Origin of the sequence: Sphingobacterium spiritivorum ATCC 33861 (genome assembly GCF_000143765.1) — a bacterium.
Lineage (GTDB): Bacteria > Bacteroidota > Bacteroidia > Sphingobacteriales > Sphingobacteriaceae > Sphingobacterium > Sphingobacterium spiritivorum.
The window spans coordinates 522,989-544,223 of record NZ_GL379771.1 but is presented as its reverse complement, the minus strand read 5'-3'; the positions used below and the strand labels follow the sequence as shown (position 1 = coordinate 544,223).

Annotated in this window: 19 protein-coding genes and 1 tRNA gene; 4 read left to right on the top strand and 16 right to left on the bottom strand. The window is 38.5% G+C overall.

Annotated features, from left to right (window positions below):
* Positions 1-6: 6 nt before the first annotated feature.
* The 5 genes from HMPREF0766_RS12455 to HMPREF0766_RS12435 form a co-directional block, all read right to left on the bottom strand.
* Entirely contained in the window at positions 7-1,200 is a 1,194-nt protein-coding gene (locus HMPREF0766_RS12455; RefSeq protein ID WP_002997732.1) for a hypothetical protein, read from the bottom strand.
* A 9-nt stretch (positions 1,201-1,209) separates the two neighbouring features.
* Positions 1,210-3,363 carry a hypothetical protein gene (locus HMPREF0766_RS12450; protein ID WP_002997729.1) on the bottom strand — a complete coding sequence of 718 codons (2,154 nt, stop codon included), beginning with the start codon at positions 3,361-3,363 and terminating at the stop codon, positions 1,210-1,212.
* 900 nt (positions 3,364-4,263) lie between these two features.
* Positions 4,264-4,668: a cysteine peptidase family C39 domain-containing protein gene (locus tag HMPREF0766_RS12445; protein WP_002997723.1), complete on the bottom strand. Its 405-nt coding sequence runs from the start codon at positions 4,666-4,668 to the stop codon at positions 4,264-4,266.
* An 8-nt stretch (positions 4,669-4,676) separates the two neighbouring features.
* Positions 4,677-5,615, bottom strand: coding sequence for a tyrosine-type recombinase/integrase (locus HMPREF0766_RS12440; protein WP_002997720.1), 939 nt, complete (start codon positions 5,613-5,615; stop codon positions 4,677-4,679).
* A 165-nt stretch (positions 5,616-5,780) separates the two neighbouring features.
* Positions 5,781-5,852, bottom strand: a tRNA-Glu gene (locus HMPREF0766_RS12435).
* A gap of 152 nt (positions 5,853-6,004) precedes the next feature.
* Between HMPREF0766_RS12435 and HMPREF0766_RS12430 the strand changes: the two genes are divergently transcribed.
* Positions 6,005-8,503: a family 20 glycosylhydrolase gene (locus HMPREF0766_RS12430; protein ID WP_002997717.1), complete on the top strand. Its 2,499-nt coding sequence runs from the start codon at positions 6,005-6,007 to the stop codon at positions 8,501-8,503.
* A gap of 32 nt (positions 8,504-8,535) precedes the next feature.
* On the opposite strand, the gene ytxJ is transcribed toward HMPREF0766_RS12430, so the two are convergent.
* The 5 genes from ytxJ to HMPREF0766_RS12405 form a co-directional block, all read right to left on the bottom strand.
* On the bottom strand, positions 8,536-8,868 hold the full coding sequence (gene ytxJ / locus HMPREF0766_RS12425; protein ID WP_002997713.1) for a bacillithiol system redox-active protein YtxJ: 333 nt from the start codon (positions 8,866-8,868) through the stop codon (positions 8,536-8,538).
* A 13-nt stretch (positions 8,869-8,881) separates the two neighbouring features.
* Entirely contained in the window at positions 8,882-9,637 is a 756-nt protein-coding gene (locus HMPREF0766_RS12420) for a hypothetical protein (RefSeq protein WP_037460354.1), read from the bottom strand.
* A 228-nt stretch (positions 9,638-9,865) separates the two neighbouring features.
* The gene (gene ribH / locus HMPREF0766_RS12415) at positions 9,866-10,357 is read right to left on the bottom strand and encodes a 6,7-dimethyl-8-ribityllumazine synthase (protein ID WP_002997708.1); all 492 of its coding nucleotides are present in this window, start codon (positions 10,355-10,357) and stop codon (positions 9,866-9,868) included.
* A gap of 72 nt (positions 10,358-10,429) precedes the next feature.
* Positions 10,430-11,110, bottom strand: a complete 681-nt coding sequence (locus HMPREF0766_RS12410) for a tetratricopeptide repeat protein (protein WP_003008733.1) — start codon at positions 11,108-11,110, stop codon at positions 10,430-10,432.
* An 88-nt stretch (positions 11,111-11,198) separates the two neighbouring features.
* Entirely contained in the window at positions 11,199-13,115 is a 1,917-nt protein-coding gene (locus HMPREF0766_RS12405) for a polysaccharide biosynthesis protein (protein WP_002997702.1), read from the bottom strand.
* Between the two features lie 158 nt (positions 13,116-13,273).
* Between HMPREF0766_RS12405 and HMPREF0766_RS12400 the strand changes: the two genes are divergently transcribed.
* The 3 genes from HMPREF0766_RS12400 to HMPREF0766_RS12390 are packed head-to-tail and all read left to right on the top strand — an operon-like array spanning position 13,274 to position 15,858.
* Complete coding sequence (locus HMPREF0766_RS12400; RefSeq protein ID WP_002997700.1) at positions 13,274-14,485, top strand: alanine dehydrogenase; 1,212 nt, start codon at positions 13,274-13,276, stop codon at positions 14,483-14,485.
* A 4-nt stretch (positions 14,486-14,489) separates the two neighbouring features.
* The gene (locus HMPREF0766_RS12395; RefSeq protein WP_002997697.1) at positions 14,490-15,356 is read left to right on the top strand and encodes an alpha/beta hydrolase; all 867 of its coding nucleotides are present in this window, start codon (positions 14,490-14,492) and stop codon (positions 15,354-15,356) included.
* 1 nt (position 15,357) lies between these two features.
* A complete protein-coding gene (locus tag HMPREF0766_RS12390; protein WP_002997693.1) occupies positions 15,358-15,858 on the top strand; it encodes a TlpA family protein disulfide reductase in 501 nt (166 codons plus the stop codon).
* Here HMPREF0766_RS12390 and HMPREF0766_RS12385 read toward each other — a convergent pair whose 3' ends face one another.
* The 6 genes from HMPREF0766_RS12385 to porX all read right to left on the bottom strand — a co-directional run bounded on the left by HMPREF0766_RS12385 (position 15,859) and on the right by porX (position 21,164).
* Complete coding sequence (locus tag HMPREF0766_RS12385; RefSeq protein ID WP_002997691.1) at positions 15,859-16,899, bottom strand: ABC transporter ATP-binding protein; 1,041 nt, start codon at positions 16,897-16,899, stop codon at positions 15,859-15,861.
* 68 nt (positions 16,900-16,967) lie between these two features.
* Positions 16,968-17,771 (bottom strand): PorT family protein, encoded by an 804-nt coding sequence (locus HMPREF0766_RS12380; protein ID WP_236590642.1) that lies wholly within the window; start codon positions 17,769-17,771, stop codon positions 16,968-16,970.
* A gap of 21 nt (positions 17,772-17,792) precedes the next feature.
* Complete coding sequence (locus tag HMPREF0766_RS12375; RefSeq protein WP_002997685.1) at positions 17,793-18,539, bottom strand: hypothetical protein; 747 nt, start codon at positions 18,537-18,539, stop codon at positions 17,793-17,795.
* A complete protein-coding gene (locus HMPREF0766_RS12370; protein WP_002997682.1) occupies positions 18,536-19,081 on the bottom strand; it encodes an RNA polymerase sigma factor in 546 nt (181 codons plus the stop codon). Before HMPREF0766_RS12370 ends, HMPREF0766_RS12375 begins: the two co-directional genes overlap by 4 nt.
* A gap of 105 nt (positions 19,082-19,186) precedes the next feature.
* Positions 19,187-19,597, bottom strand: a complete 411-nt coding sequence (gene tsaE, locus HMPREF0766_RS12365; protein WP_002997679.1) for a tRNA (adenosine(37)-N6)-threonylcarbamoyltransferase complex ATPase subunit type 1 TsaE — start codon at positions 19,595-19,597, stop codon at positions 19,187-19,189.
* A gap of 13 nt (positions 19,598-19,610) precedes the next feature.
* Positions 19,611-21,164: a T9SS response regulator signal transducer PorX gene (gene porX, locus HMPREF0766_RS12360; protein ID WP_002997677.1), complete on the bottom strand. Its 1,554-nt coding sequence runs from the start codon at positions 21,162-21,164 to the stop codon at positions 19,611-19,613.
* Positions 21,165-21,235: the final 71 nt, after the last annotated feature.

The window sequence follows — 21,235 nt, the reverse complement described above, 5'->3', positions numbered from 1 at the left end:
AGAGGGTTATTGTGTCCAACGGGTGTATTCCTTTTCTAATGTTAGCTTAAGGTTCTTGTCGTATCTTTGGTACAGACGACCAAGGTTATCATATTTAAGCCACTCCAGATCGTGCCTGGAATCTGCAGACCGGACCACTCTATGTACTCCGTTAATCCGCTCATACCTGTAAGTCTTCATCTGTGATTCCTGAGGATGCAGGCGTAATTCGTCGATATAATAGTTTCCTGCTGCTGTCGGGTTTGACTGTAAACTTACCTGAATTGCATTTTTTATTGAAAAAGTAAATTTTTTGAAAAACATAGCTCCATTTGGTGCGTCCGGATTTACAACCATCATGGTGTCCAGAAGGGTATGGCTGCCTCCGCTTGTCACAATATGATAGCCCATTTCGGAGTGAGAGGGATTATCAATAGCACACCACAGGGATAATATATATGTTTTATTTACATCCAGATTCATACTTTCGCATTGATAAAATCGTGCACTTCCATACATAGGCATAAGAAACATACTGTTGGTCTGCAGGTCAGTAAAAGTCCATCCTGTATTAAAACTTTCTTCAACAACTTCAAAACCTGTGTAGGCAATATCTGACAGCTTGCCATTATCTACCTGACAGGTAAGCTGTCCTTCTTGCGAATACAGATAGCAACTTGCGATTCCGGCACGGTCAGAAACCTGAATGGGACGTCCTTTGGAGTCCATAAGTTCTACAGCATATGCTCTTCTGAATCTATTGTCTATATCCGGTGTATGCAGATTAAAATCAGGCATAGGAACATTAGCGGTGGCTCCCTGCGGAAGATAGTATTCGGCAATGGGATATAAGCCGAAAGTATCATCATAAACATAAAAAGATTGATTGGACGTTACCCAGGAATTGCCATTATCATTACTCCTGGATCCTGTATTAGAAATCTGTTTATTAAGAATACGCTTCTCAAGCAGGTTTTGTATAGAAGGATTTACAGAAGCATAATATTGGGGGGCATAGGTAATGAAATTTTCTTTTTTATATCTTTCAGTTCTTCCGGAAGAGAATAAATAGCCATTTACACTGGAATACGTAATATTTCCGTATATATCATAATCAAAGGATTCAAATGTTACAATTGAATCTGTTTGAGCCACAACCTTACCAGGAAGAAGGTAAAGTCCTAATATGCTTAGAATAATCAAAAAATAACGACACTTCATAATTTAAGTTTAATTTTGCCCGCCAAAAGATGTTGATTTTACGGACCGTAGAATATTTTTCATAAACTGGAAAACTGTTCCTCCTCCCTCAATACCGTAAGCATCCATAATATTGCAATCGGAGATCAATTGAGTTTCACTAAGTTCAAAAGCTCCTGCTCTGTCGTAGATATTACCCCAATTGAAGGCATTAAGTGCTATTGATACAAAAGAATCATATTGATATTCTTTTTTAGCTATAGGTAGAAACTGGTTATTCTGATAGGTGAATGACATTTCGCTCCTTAGTCTTGGTTCATTTCCTAAAGTCAACATACCTAACCATGTTGCGTAGGAAACCCTGTTCTCCATCTCTCCCAAAACATTATATGAATAGTTGATAAATTGACTATTGGATCTCTTAATTGTGCCGGGAACGTTAAAAGAATAAACTTTTTTGCCGATTATACCTTTAGGATCACTCGATTCTATAGTCACATGTTCGTGAAATACACCCTTATCCTCCATATATTCTTCCTCTTCATTTGCATAAACAGGGACATTAGAAATTCTGAAATTTCTGGCCAGACTATAATGATGCGGCTCAAGTTGCCACATTTGTGTGGTGCTATATCTGTAACTTTGGTGGAGAACGGCTCCCTCCTGAATGTATGCCCGCATTAGACTATTTTGTCTAAGTAGCGGATCAGATCCCACTTCAAAAGGAAACTGTCTTGCCTGGCCATAACTATATTTATCTATCAACACTGTGTCTCCGTTTGTATCCTTGGATAATCTCTGAGATAAACGGTAACCGGCACCATAATTTAAAAAAGTGTTATCATCATTTACCGGACTGACTTCATACTTATACTCTGTCTTTCCTCCCATTGGATTCTGTATGGAGGATAGCATATAGAAAGTCGGTTGCAGAGCGGTTTTAAAGCTTTCTGCAAATGTAAAATTACCCACTTCGAAATAGGGTTTGGATATTCTCTCCGAATCAGAAAACTTATCTACATAGGTAAAAAACGGACCTGTCGGGAGTAGAGATAAAATATTATCGGGACAAGGTGAAGGTAAGGGAGGATCACAGGATCGATAAATATAATCACCATATACATCTACAAAAAGATTTTTATTTTTAAAACTAAAGGAGCCATTGCCATCTGAGCCCTCTGTCAGATAAGACATCGTATAAATTTCTCCGTTTAGATTAACACTATTGAGTAATGTTGCATAACGGTCCTGGTAATAAGTCAGATCAACTTGTTTACCCAAAAAACTTATGGAATTTAACAGTATGCAACTGTCACTAAAACTATAGCTGAATTCAATGTTGTTGCCGTTAGACAATTGTGCATATGAAGGATAATAAATATACTTTTCGCCCATTCCCGGGGTGTCAATTCTGGTAATGGCATATTCTGATCCATTTACCTGTGGGGCAATATCCAAGGGCTCATGGATGGAAATTTCTATTCTTTTATGTGGACTCCTAATCTTACCCCTGCTGTAGGTAATGGTTAGTGTGTCATGGTTTGGAGCAATAATCTGTTTTAACAAAGACGCGTTTAGTCGCATCCCCTTCTCCAGCTTTTCAACAGGCACTTGGCTATCCAGCACTAATGTGTCTCCATAGATATATTGCCAGCCTCTGTTGTCTGTAATCTTTGAAAATTCTGGTGTAATTTCAGAAAAGGCAAAACTGTCGAAATTAGAAAGAAAATGGCTCTGTGGCCCATTAGTATTGTAAGGGTCATACATAAAACTACCACTCCCGTAAGGGGTACTAAATCTGAAAAAATCGTAACTTTGCCCATTCGTATCATCATAGAGTTCATGTGCACTATTATAATAGCTCTCAATTGGCAGATACTGAAAGCTCCTTTCCGATCTGGTAAGATGATATTGAAAACTGAAGCTCCAGCTATGCCCTAAAAGGCCGGGCAATTGTCCATATTTAGGAGGTTCATTCTGGTAAGAAATGGAAAGTGGGAGGGATTCTCCTCCAAAGGGTATACTCAGCAATTCAATGTTTATAGCATCGTGGCCTTTGGAAATAAATTGTTGACTATTGATTTGATACTTATTTATATCATTGACCAGAAATTGTTGAGAATACGAATGGATCTTGGGCAAGAAAATAAGGATTAAAAACACAATGCCTCTTTGTGATATCATAGTTTAAGTTAATTTGGTATTGGCGGATTAAATAGAAGAATATATCGCCGGTTCTAATATAGAATTATTTTTATAATATTAACAAATAAAAATATTAATTAATTAAACTATGGGTGCTTAACCTGACTCCTTCAAGATCTAATGTAATTATCAGGAAACAAATATAGTCCCAATAATAGAACAAGTATGTTAGCCCACTAAAGTAAATGATCAGTTTGAAAAGATATTATTTCAAATTAATTACGTAATTATGAACCAGTTTATTTTACATGGTTTTGGTTGTTCTTTCTTTAATGATTTAGCTTTTACAAAGTTTTACGCAGACAAAATATAGCTGACTAAGAGAATATTCGCACTTATAGGAAATAAAAAGTTACGAACAAAATACACGATCAATGAACTCTAAAAATAATGTGATAGTAATATGCTCTATTCAAAAAAACGTCAATACAATAAATGGCAAATGAGGATAGACAGGATGTGATTATATTTTATAGTCTGCCAGATATGCAAACAGAACAAAATTGGGAAAGAATTGACAAAAATATTATTTTTAAAGGTAGTATTTCTTTTGTGAACACAGTTTAGATAGAGATCTATTAGTACGACGCTTGGAAATAGCGAGGTTTTCACCTCGCTATTTGCTTTAAAATTTTTCTTTATAATCGCCCATAAAAATATTATAGCAATAACTATTGAAATCCATCTCGACCATTCCAAGACCGGACTAGACTTGGATTTTCAAAGGCTTTGAAAAATTCTTGTTCTTAGTCTTTTTCCGCTTGCATAGAGTGGTTTTTAAACTCAAAAAAGTTTTTAAAAAGTCTTTTTTGATAAATTGAATGTTTCATGAAAAACACAACGACTTATTTTATGTTATCACTGTTAATGAAATATATTTTAATACAAAATTTCAATAAACCAACCGCTCATTTTTCCTCTAAGGTCTCTGATCTTCTTTCTCCGCTTACAAGGGTCGTATATATAAAATCCGTCAATGTCACGGACGAATATGACCCAATGCCAACTGCCAGAATTATCGTAGTTCGTAGAAGCAATAGCAATCTTAGCAGGTATGTTTGACCATTTCTTAAATTTACGTCTCGGCATAGATCTAAAATTGAAAGAAGTAAGTATATTAGTAAGTTGCCGAAATGTAGTACCAAAAAATTCTGTATTATCGGATAACAAACCTTTGTATATTAATAGCTCTTTCATCTCGTGATAGGTTTGGTTGGCCAACATGGCAATACATGCAATACCGCATCCTGTATTATCATGTTGGTACACGTGTTTTACTTTCATTATTATTACTAAAATTTGAGTTCGTTAAATACACCATAGAACCGTGGCAGGTCTTCCTGCCTTATTACTTCGTCATTATATACTTCAAGCATTTGTATGCTTCGATGGCGAGTGTATTTGGATACTGTTAATAATTCTCCCTTATAACTTTTAATGAGTCTGGTTGTAAAGAAATGTCTAAACCCATGAGTAGTGCCATCTATACCAAGATCATTCAACAGACCCTTTATAATTGTCCGTATTGACTTTGTTGTCAATCGGTGATTTCTACAGAAGTTACTATTGCTCCGAAATAAAGCTCCGTCTTTAAAACGGGTACATTTCAAATATTCCTTAACCGCTTTAACGGTAAACGGATGTAACCAAATCAGTTCTTTGTCGTCCCGACCTTTACCGTGTACAAATGCACATTTGTTTTTTAGGTCAATGTCTTTTATGTCCAGTCTGCAAACTTCGATCTGCCTAAGTCCTTGAAACAAAAAAAGCGATATGATCGCTTTCAGTCTTAAATTTTCGGGAGTTGGTTGTAATGTCTTACAATGGTTCTGGAGGATGCTTATGTCGTCATCGCTTAGACCGTCTTTTTTATGTTGATGGTTTTGCTTAAATCCTTTGACATTTATGGTAATATCCTTTTCAAGATAATCCAGTCTATACAGTTCTCTTAAAAATATCTTTGCGGAAATAAAGTATTTGTTTTTTGTTGATACACTAAAATCACACTTAATTAATTGCCGTTTATAGTTTAATAATGTATTGTGGTTAAATCCGCTGCTGTTAACATAGTCTAAGAATTGACCAATACGGTATTTGTAATCTTTAATAGTTGATTGTGATAAATCTAATCCGGAAAATACTTTTTGAGAGAGTGTGTATAAATCTGAATGTTGGTCTTTGTTCAGTGTTATGAGTGGTACAAAACTAACAGTTACTATATCATGTTTCACATATTAAATATACAAAAAACAACCCAATAAAACAATAAATAATTGAAAATGAGGTGTTTGTAAAAAATATTTCACTGAATATCAACGTGTTGTACCTATATTGTACCAATACAAAAAACAAAACACTTAACTCGTTGTGAATTAAGTGTTTTGTTCGTAACTTTGTAGCCCGTAGGGGAATCGAACCCCTGTTTCAAGAATGAAAATCTTGCGTCCTAACCCCTAGACGAACGGGCCTTTTTGTGTTTCGGTGTGCAAATATAGAAACATCATTTTATTATGCCAAATAAAATTGAAAATATCTCACTATTTTTTTTAATTATGACCTCTTTAATCAATTTTGTGTATTTTAATGCGTTAAAAATCAATGATCATAGCGATAAAGAAATATGAGAAATAGAAATTGGGCAAGTCTGGCCGTAACTATATTGATGGGATGTTCCTATCAGGCACAGGCACAGGACATTGCTTTAAATAAAGCCTTGCAGGTGAATTGGAAGATTGATGATGCAAAGTCTGTTGATGAATCTTCCAGATCCATGTTTATTGTCAAAAATATTGGTAAGAAACCGGTGAATCTTAAGGATTGGACCTTAATGTTCAATTATTTGTTTTTGGTAAAAGAAGACAAAGGAAATACAAATTACAGGATAGAGCATCGCAACGGGGATCTTTATGCTTTACAGTTTCTTCAGTCCTCCTATCAGGAAATAAATCCGAATGACTCTTTAATATTATCCTTCGATGCCATTGCTCCGTTACGTAACACAAGTAAGGCTCCGGGAGGATTATATTTCATTAATCAGAAGGGCAAAATATATGATGTCCCTCAATATAAAGTGTTAGCACCTAAGCGTACAAACACTGAAGTGCTGGAGATATTAGGTAAGCAATATGAGTTCAATACAAAGGGCAATACCCAACAAGGGCAACTGATCTTACCGACTCCATTATCTTTAACCAAAAGTGCTGATAAAACATTTGCCTTGCCTTCAAAGCTGACTGTTAAGGCCGATCCTTCTTTCCGGACAGAAAGCAACCTTTTTGTTAACGATTTGAAAAATCTGGGCTATAAGTCTTCGCTATCTTCAGGAAATGATGCTGTTGTCCGTTTGGAGAAAGTAGAGGGTATGGAGGAAGAGGAATATACATTGACTGTCGATGGAAGTGGCATCCTGATCCGTGCTTCCTCTGCAGCAGGAGCATTCTATGGATTGCAGTCACTGAAATCCATACTTCCACCGGTCTCGAATAATGTGGGCATAACTCTGGCACATCTTCAGGTAAAGGATAAACCCCGGTTTAAGTATCGCGGATTTATGATGGACGTATCCCGTAATTTTCAGGATAAGAATATGGTGCTGAAGATGCTGGATGCTATGGCTATGTATAAGCTGAATGTTTTTCATTTTCACTTTACGGAAGATGAAGCCTGGCGCATTGAAATTCCGGGATTGCCCGAACTTACTGAAGTAGGAAGTCAGCGGTCAGCATCTTTTGCGGATGGACGCTCCTTACAACCTGCATACCGATCCGGAGCAGCAGGTAAAGGAAGACAATATTATACGACAAAAGATTACATTGAGATTCTTCAGTATGCCAAGGCCAGACATATCACAGTGGTGCCGGAAATCGAAACTCCGGGCCATGCACGTGCTGCAATCAAGTCTATGCAGGCACGCTATGAAAAATACATGAAGCAAGGCAATCAGGCAGAAGCTGAAAAATACCTGTTGTATGATTTGCAGGATAAATCCGAATACAATTCTGCCCAAAACTGGAACGATAATGTAATGAATCCGGCTTTGCCATCGACCTATACTTTTATTGCAAAAGTAGTGGATGAGCTCAAGGCGATACATAAAGCTGCCGGAGTAGAATTAAAGACTATTCATCTCGGAGGAGATGAAGTACCTGTCGGTGTTTGGGAAAAATCTCCGAAAATTGCGGAATTGATGAGTCAGGAAGGTATTAAATCTGTCAATCAGGTTTGGCCATATTACGTAAACAAGATCAACAAGCTGGTCCATGAAAAGGGATTGATCATGGAAGGCTGGGAAGAAATGGGAATGCATAATGAGGGAAAAGGAATGGTAGTCAATCCTAAATTAGCAGATCAGCGTATTCAATTGGACGTATGGAATAATCTTATTGGCGGAGGACAGGAAGACCTGGCCTATAAATTAGCTAATGCCGGTTATAAAGTTATATTTGCAAGTGCGAGTAACTTCTATCTGGATATGGCCTGGACACCGTTATTTGAAGAGCCGGGCCTGAACTGGGCAGCTTATATCAACCTTAGAGAAGCCTATTCATTCGCTCCCGAAAACTTCTTTTTAAATGTACTGGAGATTGCAAAGGGAAAAGCAAAAGGAGCAGCATATTTTAAACCAAAGGAAAGGCTGACTGCAGTTGGCAGAAAGAACTTCCTGGGTGTGAAGGGAGCTCTTTGGGCCGAGACAGTAGAAAGTCCTGCGCATTTGGAATACCTGATCTTTCCGCGTTTTATGGCGGTAGCGGAAAGAGCCTGGTCTCCGGAAAAAAAATGGGAAGTGACGGATACTTATGATGTCAGGGATTTTGACAAGGATTATGCTTCATTCTCAAAAAAGCTGGGTGCTGTAGAATTACCCAAACTGGATAAACTAAACGGAGGGTATCAGTATCGTCTGCCGGCAGTCGGCGTCAGGATCGAGAACAATAACGCATTGATAAATACAGAATACCCTACAGGAAGTGTTCGCTATACCACAGATGGTACAGTACCAACAAAGACGGCTGCTACAGTGGAGAATGGAATGCTTAAACTGGAGAAGGGAAAAACATATTCCTTACGAGTTTTTAGTTCGACAGGACGGGAAGGAAAAGTAATCCAGTTTACTTACTAAATGAAAATGGCTCTTTTAACAAGAGCCATTTTTTATGAGGAAAAGAATTTCGCAATATCTGCCATGTCAATATTCTCATGTGAGGCATTGTATAGTGCTTCAGTTCCTTTTATGACCAGTACCTGAGGTGATTCGTGTCTGATGTTCCATTTCTCGGCAATAGCATTAGATACATCCCGGTGTGCAATCAGATCCAGATAAAAAATGCTCGCACCTTCGGGCAGTAAATCTTCATTGAATTCCAGCGATCTTTTGGCCATACTGCTTACCGGGCATCGTGTGCTATGTTTGAATATCGCATGGACCTGATTATCCGCTATGATATCGTCCAATTGGGTTACTGATGTTATGTTTTTCCAGTTCATATGACAAATAAAGCTAAAGAGTTGTAAACTTTGATAATTCCATATCAACAAAAGCAGCTACCGTGCTGAATATAACACTTTTACTATTGTCGTTGAGTGATTTGAAAGTCGTAGGAAGAATCAGCCCGTCACCTATATCCTTAAAGTTGTCTATCAGATATTGTACGCTGTCATCTTCCGCACTGAGTTCCCAACGGCGAATTTTACCGCTTTCAGAATTAAAGAAAAGTTTGCCATTCAGCTTTACATTAAGATCTGTTGTAGAATTGACTGTTACAACGGTTAGCTTCTCGGCATCCACTATTTTTTGTTGAGCATCTCCGGTTTTGAATTGCTTACTTCCTAATACAGTAGGCAGAAAAAGCAACGATACGTCCTGTTTAAACTGCTTTGTAATCAAAGGGAAATTTTTAGCTGAAAAATTATCCAGATTAGTCTGTTCTACTTCATTGACATACAACTTACGTATCTTATTGGTTCTGTAATTAAATAAGAGTGTAATCTCATCACCTGAAGAAGTAGCTCCTTCAAATCTGCAGTCTCCGTTCTGTCTGTTGATCAGAAATTTACGTGGGTTTTCAATAAACGTAGAGGTATTATTACCTGCTGCCGAAAATAAAATAAAATGAGTTTCATCCCATTTGCTTTTTCCTCCGATTCCTTCCCACAGTTTATTTACAGTCGGGGTAGTATCCTGTCCGAAGCTATGTTTAGGAAATAGAGTTGATAAAAGAAAGATGGAGTATAATAATATTCTGAATGTTTTCATATTATATTCAAATTGAGCAGATGTGTTATCAATCATTGTAACAATTAATAACACATCCGTATAACCACAGCAAGGTGATTATCTTGTTCTGTGCTTTTTCTTAGGATAAGAACTATATGCGGCACATTGCTGTGTCGATGAACAAGAAGACAGTATAGTGGACCCGATAAACAGAATCCCAACTGCTAAAATAAAATAACGTTTCATCGTTTCTGATCTTTTAATTCACTATGCATACTTTGCACTGATATGTGCCATCTGGATAGCTGTAATCGCAGCTTCTTCGCCCTTATTACCATGAATACCTCCAGCACGATCCAGAGCTTGCTGAAGATTATCTGTGGTCAATACGCCAAAGATAACCGGTTTTCCATATTTTAAAGCGGCATTAGCCACACCATTGGCTACAGCATCGCAGATAAAATCAAAATGTCTGGTTTCTCCCTGAATCACACATCCCAGGCAGATAACAGCGTCAAAATCTTTATTTCTCAATAATATGTCCGCACCGGAGATCAGCTCATAGCTGCCGGGTACTTCTACAATCTCAATATTGCTTTCCAAAGCATTGTGCTTCAACAGTCCTTCCACGGCTCCGTTTAAGAGTGCACCAGTTACCTGAGCATTCCACTGAGATACTACGATCCCGAATTTAAATTGCTTTGCGTCACCGACCTGTATATGAGAAAAATCGGATAAGTTTTTAAGATTACTTGCCATATTAAATACAAATATAATGAAAAAGGCTGCTATTAGCAGCCTTTAAATTTTTAGTACCGGAGTTAAAGCCTGTTATTGCTCAGCTTTTACACGAGCGATCAGACCTTCGATCATAGCTGCTTCCTGGCTTTCAGGGTAGCTGCTTTTGATCTTGGTATAAGCTTCTTCAGCTTTTTTATTTTCTTTTAACTGCTCATATACCAGCCCTAATTTTTTAAGAAATAAAGGAGCTGTGTATGAGTTATCAGCTTTATCTGCTGCTTTTTTGTAGAAAGTAGCTGCTTTATTATAGTCTTTTTGCTCGGAATACGCATCTCCTAACATTCCAACAACAAGCGGATCCAGAATCTCACTGCCTGTATCAGAATATTTTTCAAGCGCTTCGATCGCTTCAGCAAATTTGCCTTCTCTCAAATACAAACCTCCAAGATATGCATTTGCAATATTAGCGGATTTGGTGTTGGAATATTCTTCAGCAATTTCTTTGAATCCCGGATAAGCTCCGTCTCCGGAAATTGCTCTTTTCTGTAACGAATCATCTGTAGAAGCAGCATATTCTTCTGCTTTGAAGATCTGGTTAGCAGCTTTTTCGGCACGGGGAGCCAAATAAAGTTTTTGATATCCAAAATATAACACTACCAATACAAGGATACCTCCAATTATGAAAGTAAGGCTTTTTTGGTTTTCAACGAAAAATGAACCTTTTTGAGGTTTATATGCAGATTCCGCTGCACGGGTTTGATTATTTGACATTTTCAAAAAATAAAATTCGGAACGCAAAATTACACTTTTAAAAATTATTTGCAAGTGTTTTAGATTTAAATTATTAAGGATGATTAAGTTATTGAATCTGAATATCCTTTTTGTCTAATGCCTCATAAATCGAGTTCTGACTTTTGAATTCCGGTACAATTTGCTTCATCTGTCTGACAATATTAGTCTCGTTTTGTGTCTTAATGATAGTGAAAAGAGTATCTAACTCGCTTTGTACAAATGCAAAATCATTTTCCCGTACTTTGGCGATCATAATCTTTTCATGATGTGTAGCCATTGTGTTTTCCAGATCATTCAGCAACTCTTCGTAGAGTTTTTCACCAGGACGCAGGCCTGTAAACTTTATCTCAATGTCCTGATTTGGTACAAAGCCGGACAACTTGATCATTTTTTCAGCCAATTCGACAATTTTTACAGATTTTCCCATGTCGAATACAAATATTTCGCCTCCGTTACCCATATTGCCGGCTTCAATAACCAGCTGACAGGCTTCCGGAATAGTCATAAAATATCTGGTAATCTCCGGATGGGTCACTGTTACAGGGCCCCCTTTTTCGATCTGATCTTTAAACCTTGGAATAACGGAACCATTAGATCCCAATACATTCCCAAATCTGGTCGTAATAAAACGGGTATGTTTCTTTTCTGATCTCTCCAGATGATTATTCAGGGATTGTACATATATTTCGGCTATTCTTTTCGTTGCACCCATGATATTGGTCGGGTTGACCGCTTTGTCAGTCGATACAAATACGAATTTGTCAACCCCGAAATCTACGGCAAGATTGGCCAGGTTAAATGTTCCCAAAACATTCGTTCGTACCCCCTCAATAGGATGGTTCTCCATCATAGGGACATGCTTATATGCTGCAGCGTGATATACAACATGTGGCTTGAACGTATCGAACAGATTCTTCATGCGTTCGTAATTTTTCACATCTGCTATAAAACTGTGATATATCTGATTTTTATACAAATCCTGAAGATCCAGTTGCAAATTATGAAGAGGAGATTCTGCCTGATCACAAAGAATAATCATTTGCGGGTCGTATTTTCCCAGTTGTTTTGAAATTTCGCTTCCTATAGAACCGGCAGCTCCGGTTACCAGCACACGTTTGCCTTTTAATTGCTCCAGAATATTATTATTCGATATCTTGATAGAATCACGCTCCAGCAGGTCTTCTATTTTTATTTTTTGAATCTGATTAGGATTAAGATCGCCGTTGATAATTTTTTGTACAGGAGGTAATGTTAATACATTGACATTATGCTCCAGACAAATATCCGTGATCTCATTCTTGCGGGTAGCAGGTATATTGGGAGATGCAATAATAAGCTCTTCCACATTCAGTTTGGGAATCAGCTTGTCCAAATCATCAGGCGAATAAATTTTGACACCATCGATTGATTTTCCGATTTTCTGGTCACTGTCATCCAGATAACCGATAATAGCATTTGCAGCTCTCAGATCATGATCCATCGTTCTTTTGACAGCGATACCTAAGTCGCCCGCGCCGAATACAAGAGTATTCTTCTTGCTGTCCTGTGCCACTTTGGTGTATTGAAAAAATACTTTTATAGAGGTTCTGTAGATGAAGAGACAGACAAAAGCGAATAACGAATACAGAATAATAAGATTAGTCGGTAATATCGTTGGTATACGCATTGCAATCAGGAATAATTTGATTGCAAACAGTATAATTACAATAAACAATACTGTCGATAAGAATCTGATGGAATCTACAGCACTTGTGTATCGGATAATGCCCGTATGTGTTTTGAAAATCAAAAAAGCAACAGCCGTAATAGACATGCAATACATAAACTCCATTGCCAGTGCAGGTCTGTAAAATGCTTCCAAAGAGAAGTTATAAAAGACAGAATATGCTAAAAAGAAGGCAAATGAAGCACAGGCAATATCAAAAAGAAAAATTATCCAACGAGGGACAATGCTCAGTTGATTGACTGAATTTAAAATTTTCATGCGTTAAGGGTGGGTAAAAATCTATACAAATCTACTTTTTTTTAATAACCTAATTACATTTTATGTGCTAATATTGTACCATCTTATTAAAAGCGAGCATATTTATTGTAATAAACCTTAATAAATACCTAAATTAGTGACAGATAATTTTTGAATAGATGGGTAGTATTTCCAAAATCGCTCAACAGGCAATGATGCAGCCTCAGGAGGCATTAATGGCTGTTGGCAAATCAAAAAACAGTCTTACAATAGGCATTCCGAAAGAAGTGTCCTTTCAGGAGAACAGGATTGCCTTGACTCCGTTGTCAGTTGCTTTATTGATTGAGAACGGGCATAAGGTCATTTTAGAGTCTAATGCCGGTGCGGGATCAAATTTTTTGGACCAACATTATAGTGAACAGGGGGCATTGATCGTCTATAGCAGCGAGGAAGTGTATAAGGCCGATCTGATCATTAAAGTTGCCAGTCCGACCTTAGAAGAGGTCAGTCTTATGAAAACAGGGCAAGTGTTGTTTTCTTCCCAGCAGCCTTCTATGATGGATCTGGCTGTATTACAATCACTGATCAAAAAGAAAGTCACAGCATTATCCTATGAGTACCTGCAGGATGAAGGATGTCATCTGACAGTGGTACGTGCAATGAGTGAGATTGTAGGGGCTACAGCCGTACTTATAGCCGCAGAGTATCTTAGTAATGTATTTGACGGAAAGGGACTTATGCTTGGTGGAGTTACCGGTGTCCCGCCTACAGAAATGGTTATTATCGGAGCAGGTACTGTAGGTGAATTTGCAGCACGTACAGCAATTGCGCTTGGAGCACAGGTCAAGGTATTTGACAGCTCTGTATACCGTCTCAGACGATTACAGAATAATGTGGGCAGCAGAGTATTTACTTCAGTTATTCAACCCATCGTATTGAATAAGGCGGTGCGATCCTGCGATGTCGTCATTGGCGCATTAAGAGCTGTAAATGGTCGCTCCCCTTGTATAATCTCGGAAGAGACCGTTTCGCAAATGAAGCCTAATTCTGTACTGATTGATGTAAGTATCGATCAGGGTGGATGTTTTGAAACTTCAGAAGTGACCAGTCATGATAAACCTGTCTTTCGTAAATATGATGTGATTCATTATTGTGTGCCCAATATCGCTTCAAGAGTGGCCCGTACAGCCACGTACGCACTTACGAATATTTTTTCGCCGATCTTACTTCAGATTGGTGAAGCAGGGGGGATGAACAAAATGATCTGGGCCAATCAGGGAATACGCAGTGCCATATATCTGTATCAGGGCAACCTGACCAATAAGGATATGGCCAATAAATTTAATCTCCCTGCCAAAGATCTGGATCTTATTATTGTTTCCAATCTGTAAGTCTATGAAAACCTTAATTGTAATAAATCTTGTATTGATGATTGCTCTGCGTGCCGTAGCTCAGGAAAAAATTCTCCTTTATCCGGAGGGAATTCCAAACAGTAAAGGAGAAAATAGTGAAGAGTATCAAAAAAATATTCCTGAATTATTTATCTATAAGCCTACTGTTGCAGATAAGCATGTCGGAATATTAGTTATTCCCGGAGGAGGATATGCCCATGTAGCGATCGGGCATGAGGGGCATGATGTGGCTCGTGAATTAAATAAAAACGGCTATACAGCTTTTGTGTTAAAATATCGGTTACCCAGCGATCAGATTATGAAAGATAAGAAGATCGGTCCCCTGCAGGATGCACAGCGCGCTATGCAGCTGATACGGGAGAACCAACAGGTATTGGGAGTTGATATTCGCAAACTCGGTGTAATGGGTTTTTCTGCAGGAGGTCATTTAGCTTCTACATTATCCACGCATTACAAAAAAGCATATATTGCAAATGACCTGAATACAGATCTCAGACCGGATTTTTCGATTCTGTGTTATCCTGTGATCTCTATGGATACCACCATTACACATGCCGGATCCCGTAAAAATCTGCTTGGGCCGAATCCTGAGAAAGAAGATGAGATTTTATTTTCAAATGAACTTCAGGTTGATAAAAATACAGCTCCAGCCTTTCTGATGAGTGCAAAAGATGATAAAGCTGTGCCTGTTGAAAATATGTACCGTTATCAGCGGGCATTACAAAAATATAAGATTCCCAATGAAGTGTTTACCTATGAAAATGGTGGACATGGATTCGGATTGAACAACAAAACAAGCGAAGTAAAGTGGTTAGCACCCTGTCTGACCTGGCTGGAAAAATTAAAATAACATGAAGCAACTTATTCTATTATTGATATTGACAATAGCTGTCCCTGTATTCGGACAGGAATGGAAAGTAAAGGTTGGAGAGCAAACCCCGGTTTTTGAATGGAAAGATAAAAAGGAAGAACGGAAAGACATAAGTATGCTGAAAGGCAAAGTTGTTCTGATCAATTTTTTTGCTACCTGGTGCCCGCCTTGCAGACAGGAATTGCCCAGAGTCGAAAATGAAATATGGGCGAAGTACAAGTCCCGGACAGATTTTTCCTTGTTGGTATTTGCCCGAGAAGAAGGTTGGGATAAGCTGAACCCTTTTATGAGCAAACAGCAATATACTTTTCCTGTTTTTCCGGATCTGAAAAGAGAAATCTTTTCCAAATATGCGGATACAGGGATCCCACGTAATGTTATCCTGAATAAAAAAGGAGAAGTAGTGTATCAGTCAATCGGTTATACTGAAGATGAGTTTAAACATCTGCTTACAGTTCTGGAGTCTGAATTAGCCAAATAATCAGAAGCTGATATACTTGTCAATAGATATTTCAACCGCTGCTCCTTTTTCGATAGTGGAAATAGGATAATCAACCAGCTGGAGAGATACGTGTTCATTGCCTACAGTGATTTCATTATAGAATCCTCTGAAACGAATATCTTTAACTTTCAGCAAACCGGAAGCATTTCTTTTGACTTTGATCCATTCCTGATGGATGGCGATTTGCTGTGTCGTCTGAATACCTAATGCAGTCGCCTGTTCCGAAGAAAGAAGATTACTCTTAGCCAGCAATTGTGCCGTGTAAGAATGTGTGGGGTGATAGTATAATTCTTCCGGACTTCCCTGATCTACAATCTTACCTTTTTTCATTACCATCAGTCTGTCTGATAGCGAAAGTACTTCTGCAGGATCATGGGAAATAATGATAATGGTAAGTCCTGTCTCTTTTACAATCTGTTTGATGTCCTGCTGCAGATTATCTCTGAAAGCGGCATCTACCTGATTGAACGGTTCATCCATTAACAGCACCTCCGGTTCATTAATCAGGGCTCTCGAAATGGCTACCCTTTGCTTTTCACCGCCGCTAAGATCTGCTACCCGCTGATTTGCAAGATGTGCAATCTTCAGTTTTTCGAGCACTTCATGTGTTTTATCCTGTTTGCGTTGAAGATTGGTATTGGAAAGTTGCGAAGCTACATTATCCCATACTTTAGCATACAGATTAAGATCATCGAAACCCTGTGAGACCAATTTCATCGCCGGATGTCCTGGTATTAATTTGTCTTTTCGTGTGGGGACGAGCCATCCCCGGTAACGTATAGATCCGGATTGTGGCTCCAGTAGCCCGTAAATCAGTTTAAGCAATGTGCTTTTTCCGCTTCCCGACTCCCCGATAATGGAAGTGATCTCACCTTCATTAACACTGAAACTGACGTGATCTACAGCAATTATCTTTTCTTTGTTCTCGAAAACACAGGAAACATTTTCCCCATATACCAAAGGTAGTCCGGGCTGTTGTACGTCTGAGGGAATAAATTGACAGGATGAAAGCTCTTGCATAAAATAAAAGTGTCGAATTTTAATTTAAAATTCGACACAAAATTACGTTTTATTTATGGGGTAATCAATTACATGAACAAGGTTAAGCCAAATGTGAAATTATTAAGACCTTTCTGATTCGGACTGTTTTCAAAAACATCATTGAAATAATACTTAGTGAAAAAGCCCACGTCCCGGAATCCGGCTCTTACGAAAGCACCATACTGAAAGGACTGAAGATTGTAATCATCACGGAATTTTTGTTTTCCGTTTTCCTCACTTTTCAGGCGTTGAGATCCTTTCAGTAAAACCCCGCCTATAGGACCGAATGCTACTTTTAACCGGTCTCCGTTAGCCATTTTTCTGCTTCTCAACTCAAATGTCAATGGAATTCGGAGATAAGTAGATGTTAGTCTGTTTTTCTCAATATTCACCTCATTTCTATCCAGTATTTCATAATCCAGAGGTGTAGTGTTCTTTTTTAATATGACGTTTTCTTTGAGTCGTGTGTAATTCCATTCAAAACCTGTAGAAATATACATTCTGAAGTTATCATTCATCCGTACGCCGAACTGGGCAATATCAAAGCCGAAATTAGTGGTCTTCCCTTTTTTATAATTCAGAAACTGGTTGTCATCTGAGAGTGTAAAACTGCCGTTATCTATCATTCTGGAAAACCCCCAATCTACCCGTGCGAAAGTAATTCCGTAAAAAGTTCTGGGATATACAATATGTGTTTCTTTATCACCTTTTCCTAAAGTATAGGAGTGTTTGTGCGTTTTAGCTGACGGGCGCGCTTCTTCTGTCTTTGTTGAATCTGCCTCTTGTGCCTGTGCCTGCATACCTGAAAATAAAAGGAGGCAACTAATGGTTAATATATGGATTGGTTTCATATGACGTGTGATTTATTGTTATTATTTATTTTTCTTTCTGTTTTTTGTAATGTATTGAATACTCAGAGACCCCTCTTCATCCGTATCAAAGTGTAGTTTTTTACCATCCGATCGGTCTGCCTTTCCGATCAGTGAATTGAGGATCGTTCCGATACCGAATGTTTTCTGCTTCTCCGGTTCATGGATTGCCATCATTGTCTCTTCTACTTCCGGACTCTCAATTAATGCCTTGAGAGGCGGTACATCGGTAACACTTGTTGTCAGATCAGGTAATGATATGTTGTTCGGTACGGTATCCATCTGCTGACTTAATGCCACCAGCTGAACACCTTCATTCGCTGTACTTACTTCCATCTGCTGCGGGCGCTCAGCAACCTCTCCTGGTATATCATCCCTTTTTTTACTTAGCTTCTCCTGTTCGAATGCGAATCTTTCATTATCCTTTCTCTCCGTCACAATCGGGTCTGATGGTATGGATTCAACATCCGGCTTACTCCGTTCTTTGTCATGAGAAGGTATAGCATGATGTTCGGTCAGATGTTCCGACTCTTGTTCACCCTGTTGAAAATACCAGGTAGAAAATATTCCTGTCGCCACGATTGCGGCTGCAGCCGTCCATTTCCAAAGCGGATAAATACTTGTTTTTTTGCTCGTAACTTCTTCTTTTGGCAGCTCTTGTTCAATCCTGTCCCATATGTCAGGACTTGGTGTTGATTCTGCATTTCCAAGCTGGTCCCTGAAGAGTTTATCCAGTTCTTTATCTGTCATCTTTCTGTTTCCTCCAGTTTTTGCAGTTTATCTTTAAGCCATGTACGGGCTCTTGATAGCTGCGATTTTGAATTTCCTTCACTAATATGGAGAGATTTTGCAATCTCATGATGTGTGTAACCCTCTATGGCGTAAAGATTGAATACCGTTCTGTAACCCACAGGTAACTGTTTGACCAGCTGCATAAGGTCCTGGTAGGCGGATTGATCCGTTCCGATAGAACTCTTTAGCATATGTGCCTGCAGATTTTCATCAATGTCACAGAAGCTAACTTTGTTTTTTCGATGAATCTCTATAGCCGTATTTACCATTACCCGTCGGATCCATCCTTCTAATGATCCTCTTTCGTCAAAGAGGTGATGTTTAGCAAATACTTTTATAAATCCAGTCTGTAGCATATCTTCAGCTTCCAGAGTGTCTACGGCGTAACGTATACATACAGCATACATTCTGGGAGCAAAGTGTTGATAGAGCAATGATTGCGACTTTCGGTCCCCCGTTTTACATTTTTTCCATACTTCATCAATGTCATGTTGTTTCAAGGTTTTTGTCGGTTTGTTATAAAGAAGACGTGGATTAGGGTCAAAGGGTTGCGTCAGGATATAAAAAAATCAGGAAATTAATTTAACAGCCTGATTCTTATTATTTTATTTTATCTCAATGTTGCGCATATGTCCGTCGATGGCCGCTATATGTATAGACCTGGCATCTTCCGGAAGCAGGTTAGGTATCTTTTCAGGCCATTCGATAAAGCAGTAATCACCGGAATAAAAGTACTCCTCATATCCCATATCAAAGGCTTCCTGTTCATCTTTTATTCGGTAGAAATCAAAATGATATACATTGCCTTGCGGATAGCTGTATTGGTTTACAATAGAAAAGGTCGGACTGGAAGTGCTGTCTGTGACGCCGAGTTGCTCGCAGATAGCCTTTACAAAAGTTGTCTTGCCGGCCCCCATACTTCCATACAAAAGAAACACCCGGGTATCAGCAAATGCAGAAAGTATTTGGCTGGCAGCTCCGGGTAATTCAGATAAGTTTTGAACATGCAATTTCATGTTTCAAAAATACTTATTTGGACGAATAGGTTGCAAACGGGATAATCATTTCTTCCAGAGAAATGCCTCCATGCTGGAATGTGCCATGGAAATAATTGACAAACTGATTGTAATTGTTAGGATATACAAAGTAGATGTCCTCTTTTGCAAATACAAAGGTTGAGCTTACATGCAACTTTGGTAATTGAGCATCGTGCGGATTTTTGATCACGAATACATCTTTGTCCTGGTAATTAAGGTTTTTCCCCTGTTTGTATCTCAGGTTGGTGTTGGTATTACGGTCGCCGATTATTTTACTTGGTTTTTTGACCCTGATTGTTCCGTGATCTGTCGTGATAATCACCCTTACATTACGTTGGGATAACCATTTCAGTGTCTCCAGCAAGGGAGAGTGTTCAAACCAGAAAAGCGTCAGAGAGCGATATGCCGCCTCATCATTGGCCAGTTCACGGATCATCGCCATATCTGTTCGTGCATGCGAAAGCATGTCAACAAAGTTGTAAACCAATACGTTCAGGTCATTTTGCATGAGGTTGTTGACATTTTCATAAATATCTTTCCCCTGCTCCAGTGTTAGTATCTTATGATAGGAATGCTTGATCTCCCGACGGTAAAGTCTCTTTATCTGATCTGCCAGAAATTTGTCTTCGTGCAGATTTTTCCCGCCTTCATCTTCGTCATTCTGCCACAGATCAGGGAATCTCTTTTCCATTTCCAGCGGTGTTAATCCACTGAAAATAGCATTTCGTGCATACTGGGTAGCTGTTGGCAGGATGCTGAGGTAATGATCTTCTTCATCCAGACGGAAATAATCCGTAATAATATCGTTAATGATCTTCCATTGATCATATCGCAGGTTGTCAATCAGAAAAAAGAAAGTCGGTTTGTTTTCCTGCATTCCGGGAAATACTTTTTTCTTAAACAGCTGGTGTGAAAATACCGGGTCTTCATCCGGATTTTTGATCCAGTCTATATAATTTTTCTCTATAAATTTTGAGAATAATGCATTCGCCTCGGATTTTTGCATGGTCAGAATTTCATGCATATTGGAATCTTCCAGTTTTTCGAGAGAAAGTTCCCAGTAGATCAGTTTTTTATATACATCTGTCCATTGGTGGACATCCAGATTATCATTGAGGATCATACCGAGATTACGGAAATCCTGCTGGTAAGCCATAGATGTCTTTTCACTCACCAGTCTTTTATTCTCTGTGAATTTTTTGATGGTCAGAAGTATCTGTTTCGGGTTTACAGGTTTGATCAGATAATCATCAATCTTACTTCCGATAGCATCTTCCATAAGGTGCTCTTCTTCATTCTTTGTGACAAGTACGGTCGGGATGGAAGGATTGATGGATTTTAATATGGCCAATGTTTCTAATCCGGTAAGTCCTGGCATGTTTTCGTCAAGAAAGACCAGATCGAAAGGCTCATTCCTGAAAGCTTCGACAGCATCGTGACCATTGTTGACCGTCTTTACTTTGTAATCCTTTTCTTCTAATAACAGAATATGGGGTTTCAGAAATTCAATTTCATCATCTGCCCAAAGTATATGTGTTTTTTGCATGAGAATTTTCTTAATTGATAATCACAAATCGAATACATAGGATTCTGTGAAGGATTCAAATTACTCCAAAT

Coding starts and splice junctions, on each gene's coding strand:
- porX (WP_002997677.1), bottom strand. CDS start 21,164: ATGCAAAAAACACATATACTTTGGGCAGATGATGAAATTGAATTTCTG.
- HMPREF0766_RS12450 (WP_002997729.1), bottom strand. CDS start 3,363: ATGATATCACAAAGAGGCATTGTGTTTTTAATCCTTATTTTCTTGCCC.
- ytxJ (WP_002997713.1), bottom strand. CDS start 8,868: ATGAACTGGAAAAACATAACATCAGTAACCCAATTGGACGATATCATA.
- HMPREF0766_RS12385 (WP_002997691.1), bottom strand. CDS start 16,899: ATGCAAGAGCTTTCATCCTGTCAATTTATTCCCTCAGACGTACAACAG.
- HMPREF0766_RS12390 (WP_002997693.1), top strand. CDS start 15,358: ATGAAGCAACTTATTCTATTATTGATATTGACAATAGCTGTCCCTGTA.
- HMPREF0766_RS12410 (WP_003008733.1), bottom strand. CDS start 11,110: ATGTCAAATAATCAAACCCGTGCAGCGGAATCTGCATATAAACCTCAA.
- ribH (WP_002997708.1), bottom strand. CDS start 10,357: ATGGCAAGTAATCTTAAAAACTTATCCGATTTTTCTCATATACAGGTC.
- HMPREF0766_RS12430 (WP_002997717.1), top strand. CDS start 6,005: ATGAGAAATAGAAATTGGGCAAGTCTGGCCGTAACTATATTGATGGGA.
- HMPREF0766_RS12420 (WP_037460354.1), bottom strand. CDS start 9,637: ATGAAAACATTCAGAATATTATTATACTCCATCTTTCTTTTATCAACT.
- HMPREF0766_RS12375 (WP_002997685.1), bottom strand. CDS start 18,539: ATGACAGATAAAGAACTGGATAAACTCTTCAGGGACCAGCTTGGAAAT.
- HMPREF0766_RS12455 (WP_002997732.1), bottom strand. CDS start 1,200: ATGAAGTGTCGTTATTTTTTGATTATTCTAAGCATATTAGGACTTTAC.
- HMPREF0766_RS12395 (WP_002997697.1), top strand. CDS start 14,490: ATGAAAACCTTAATTGTAATAAATCTTGTATTGATGATTGCTCTGCGT.
- HMPREF0766_RS12445 (WP_002997723.1), bottom strand. CDS start 4,668: ATGAAAGTAAAACACGTGTACCAACATGATAATACAGGATGCGGTATT.
- tsaE (WP_002997679.1), bottom strand. CDS start 19,597: ATGAAATTGCATGTTCAAAACTTATCTGAATTACCCGGAGCTGCCAGC.
- HMPREF0766_RS12405 (WP_002997702.1), bottom strand. CDS start 13,115: ATGAAAATTTTAAATTCAGTCAATCAACTGAGCATTGTCCCTCGTTGG.
- HMPREF0766_RS12380 (WP_236590642.1), bottom strand. CDS start 17,771: ATGAAACCAATCCATATATTAACCATTAGTTGCCTCCTTTTATTTTCA.
- HMPREF0766_RS12400 (WP_002997700.1), top strand. CDS start 13,274: ATGGGTAGTATTTCCAAAATCGCTCAACAGGCAATGATGCAGCCTCAG.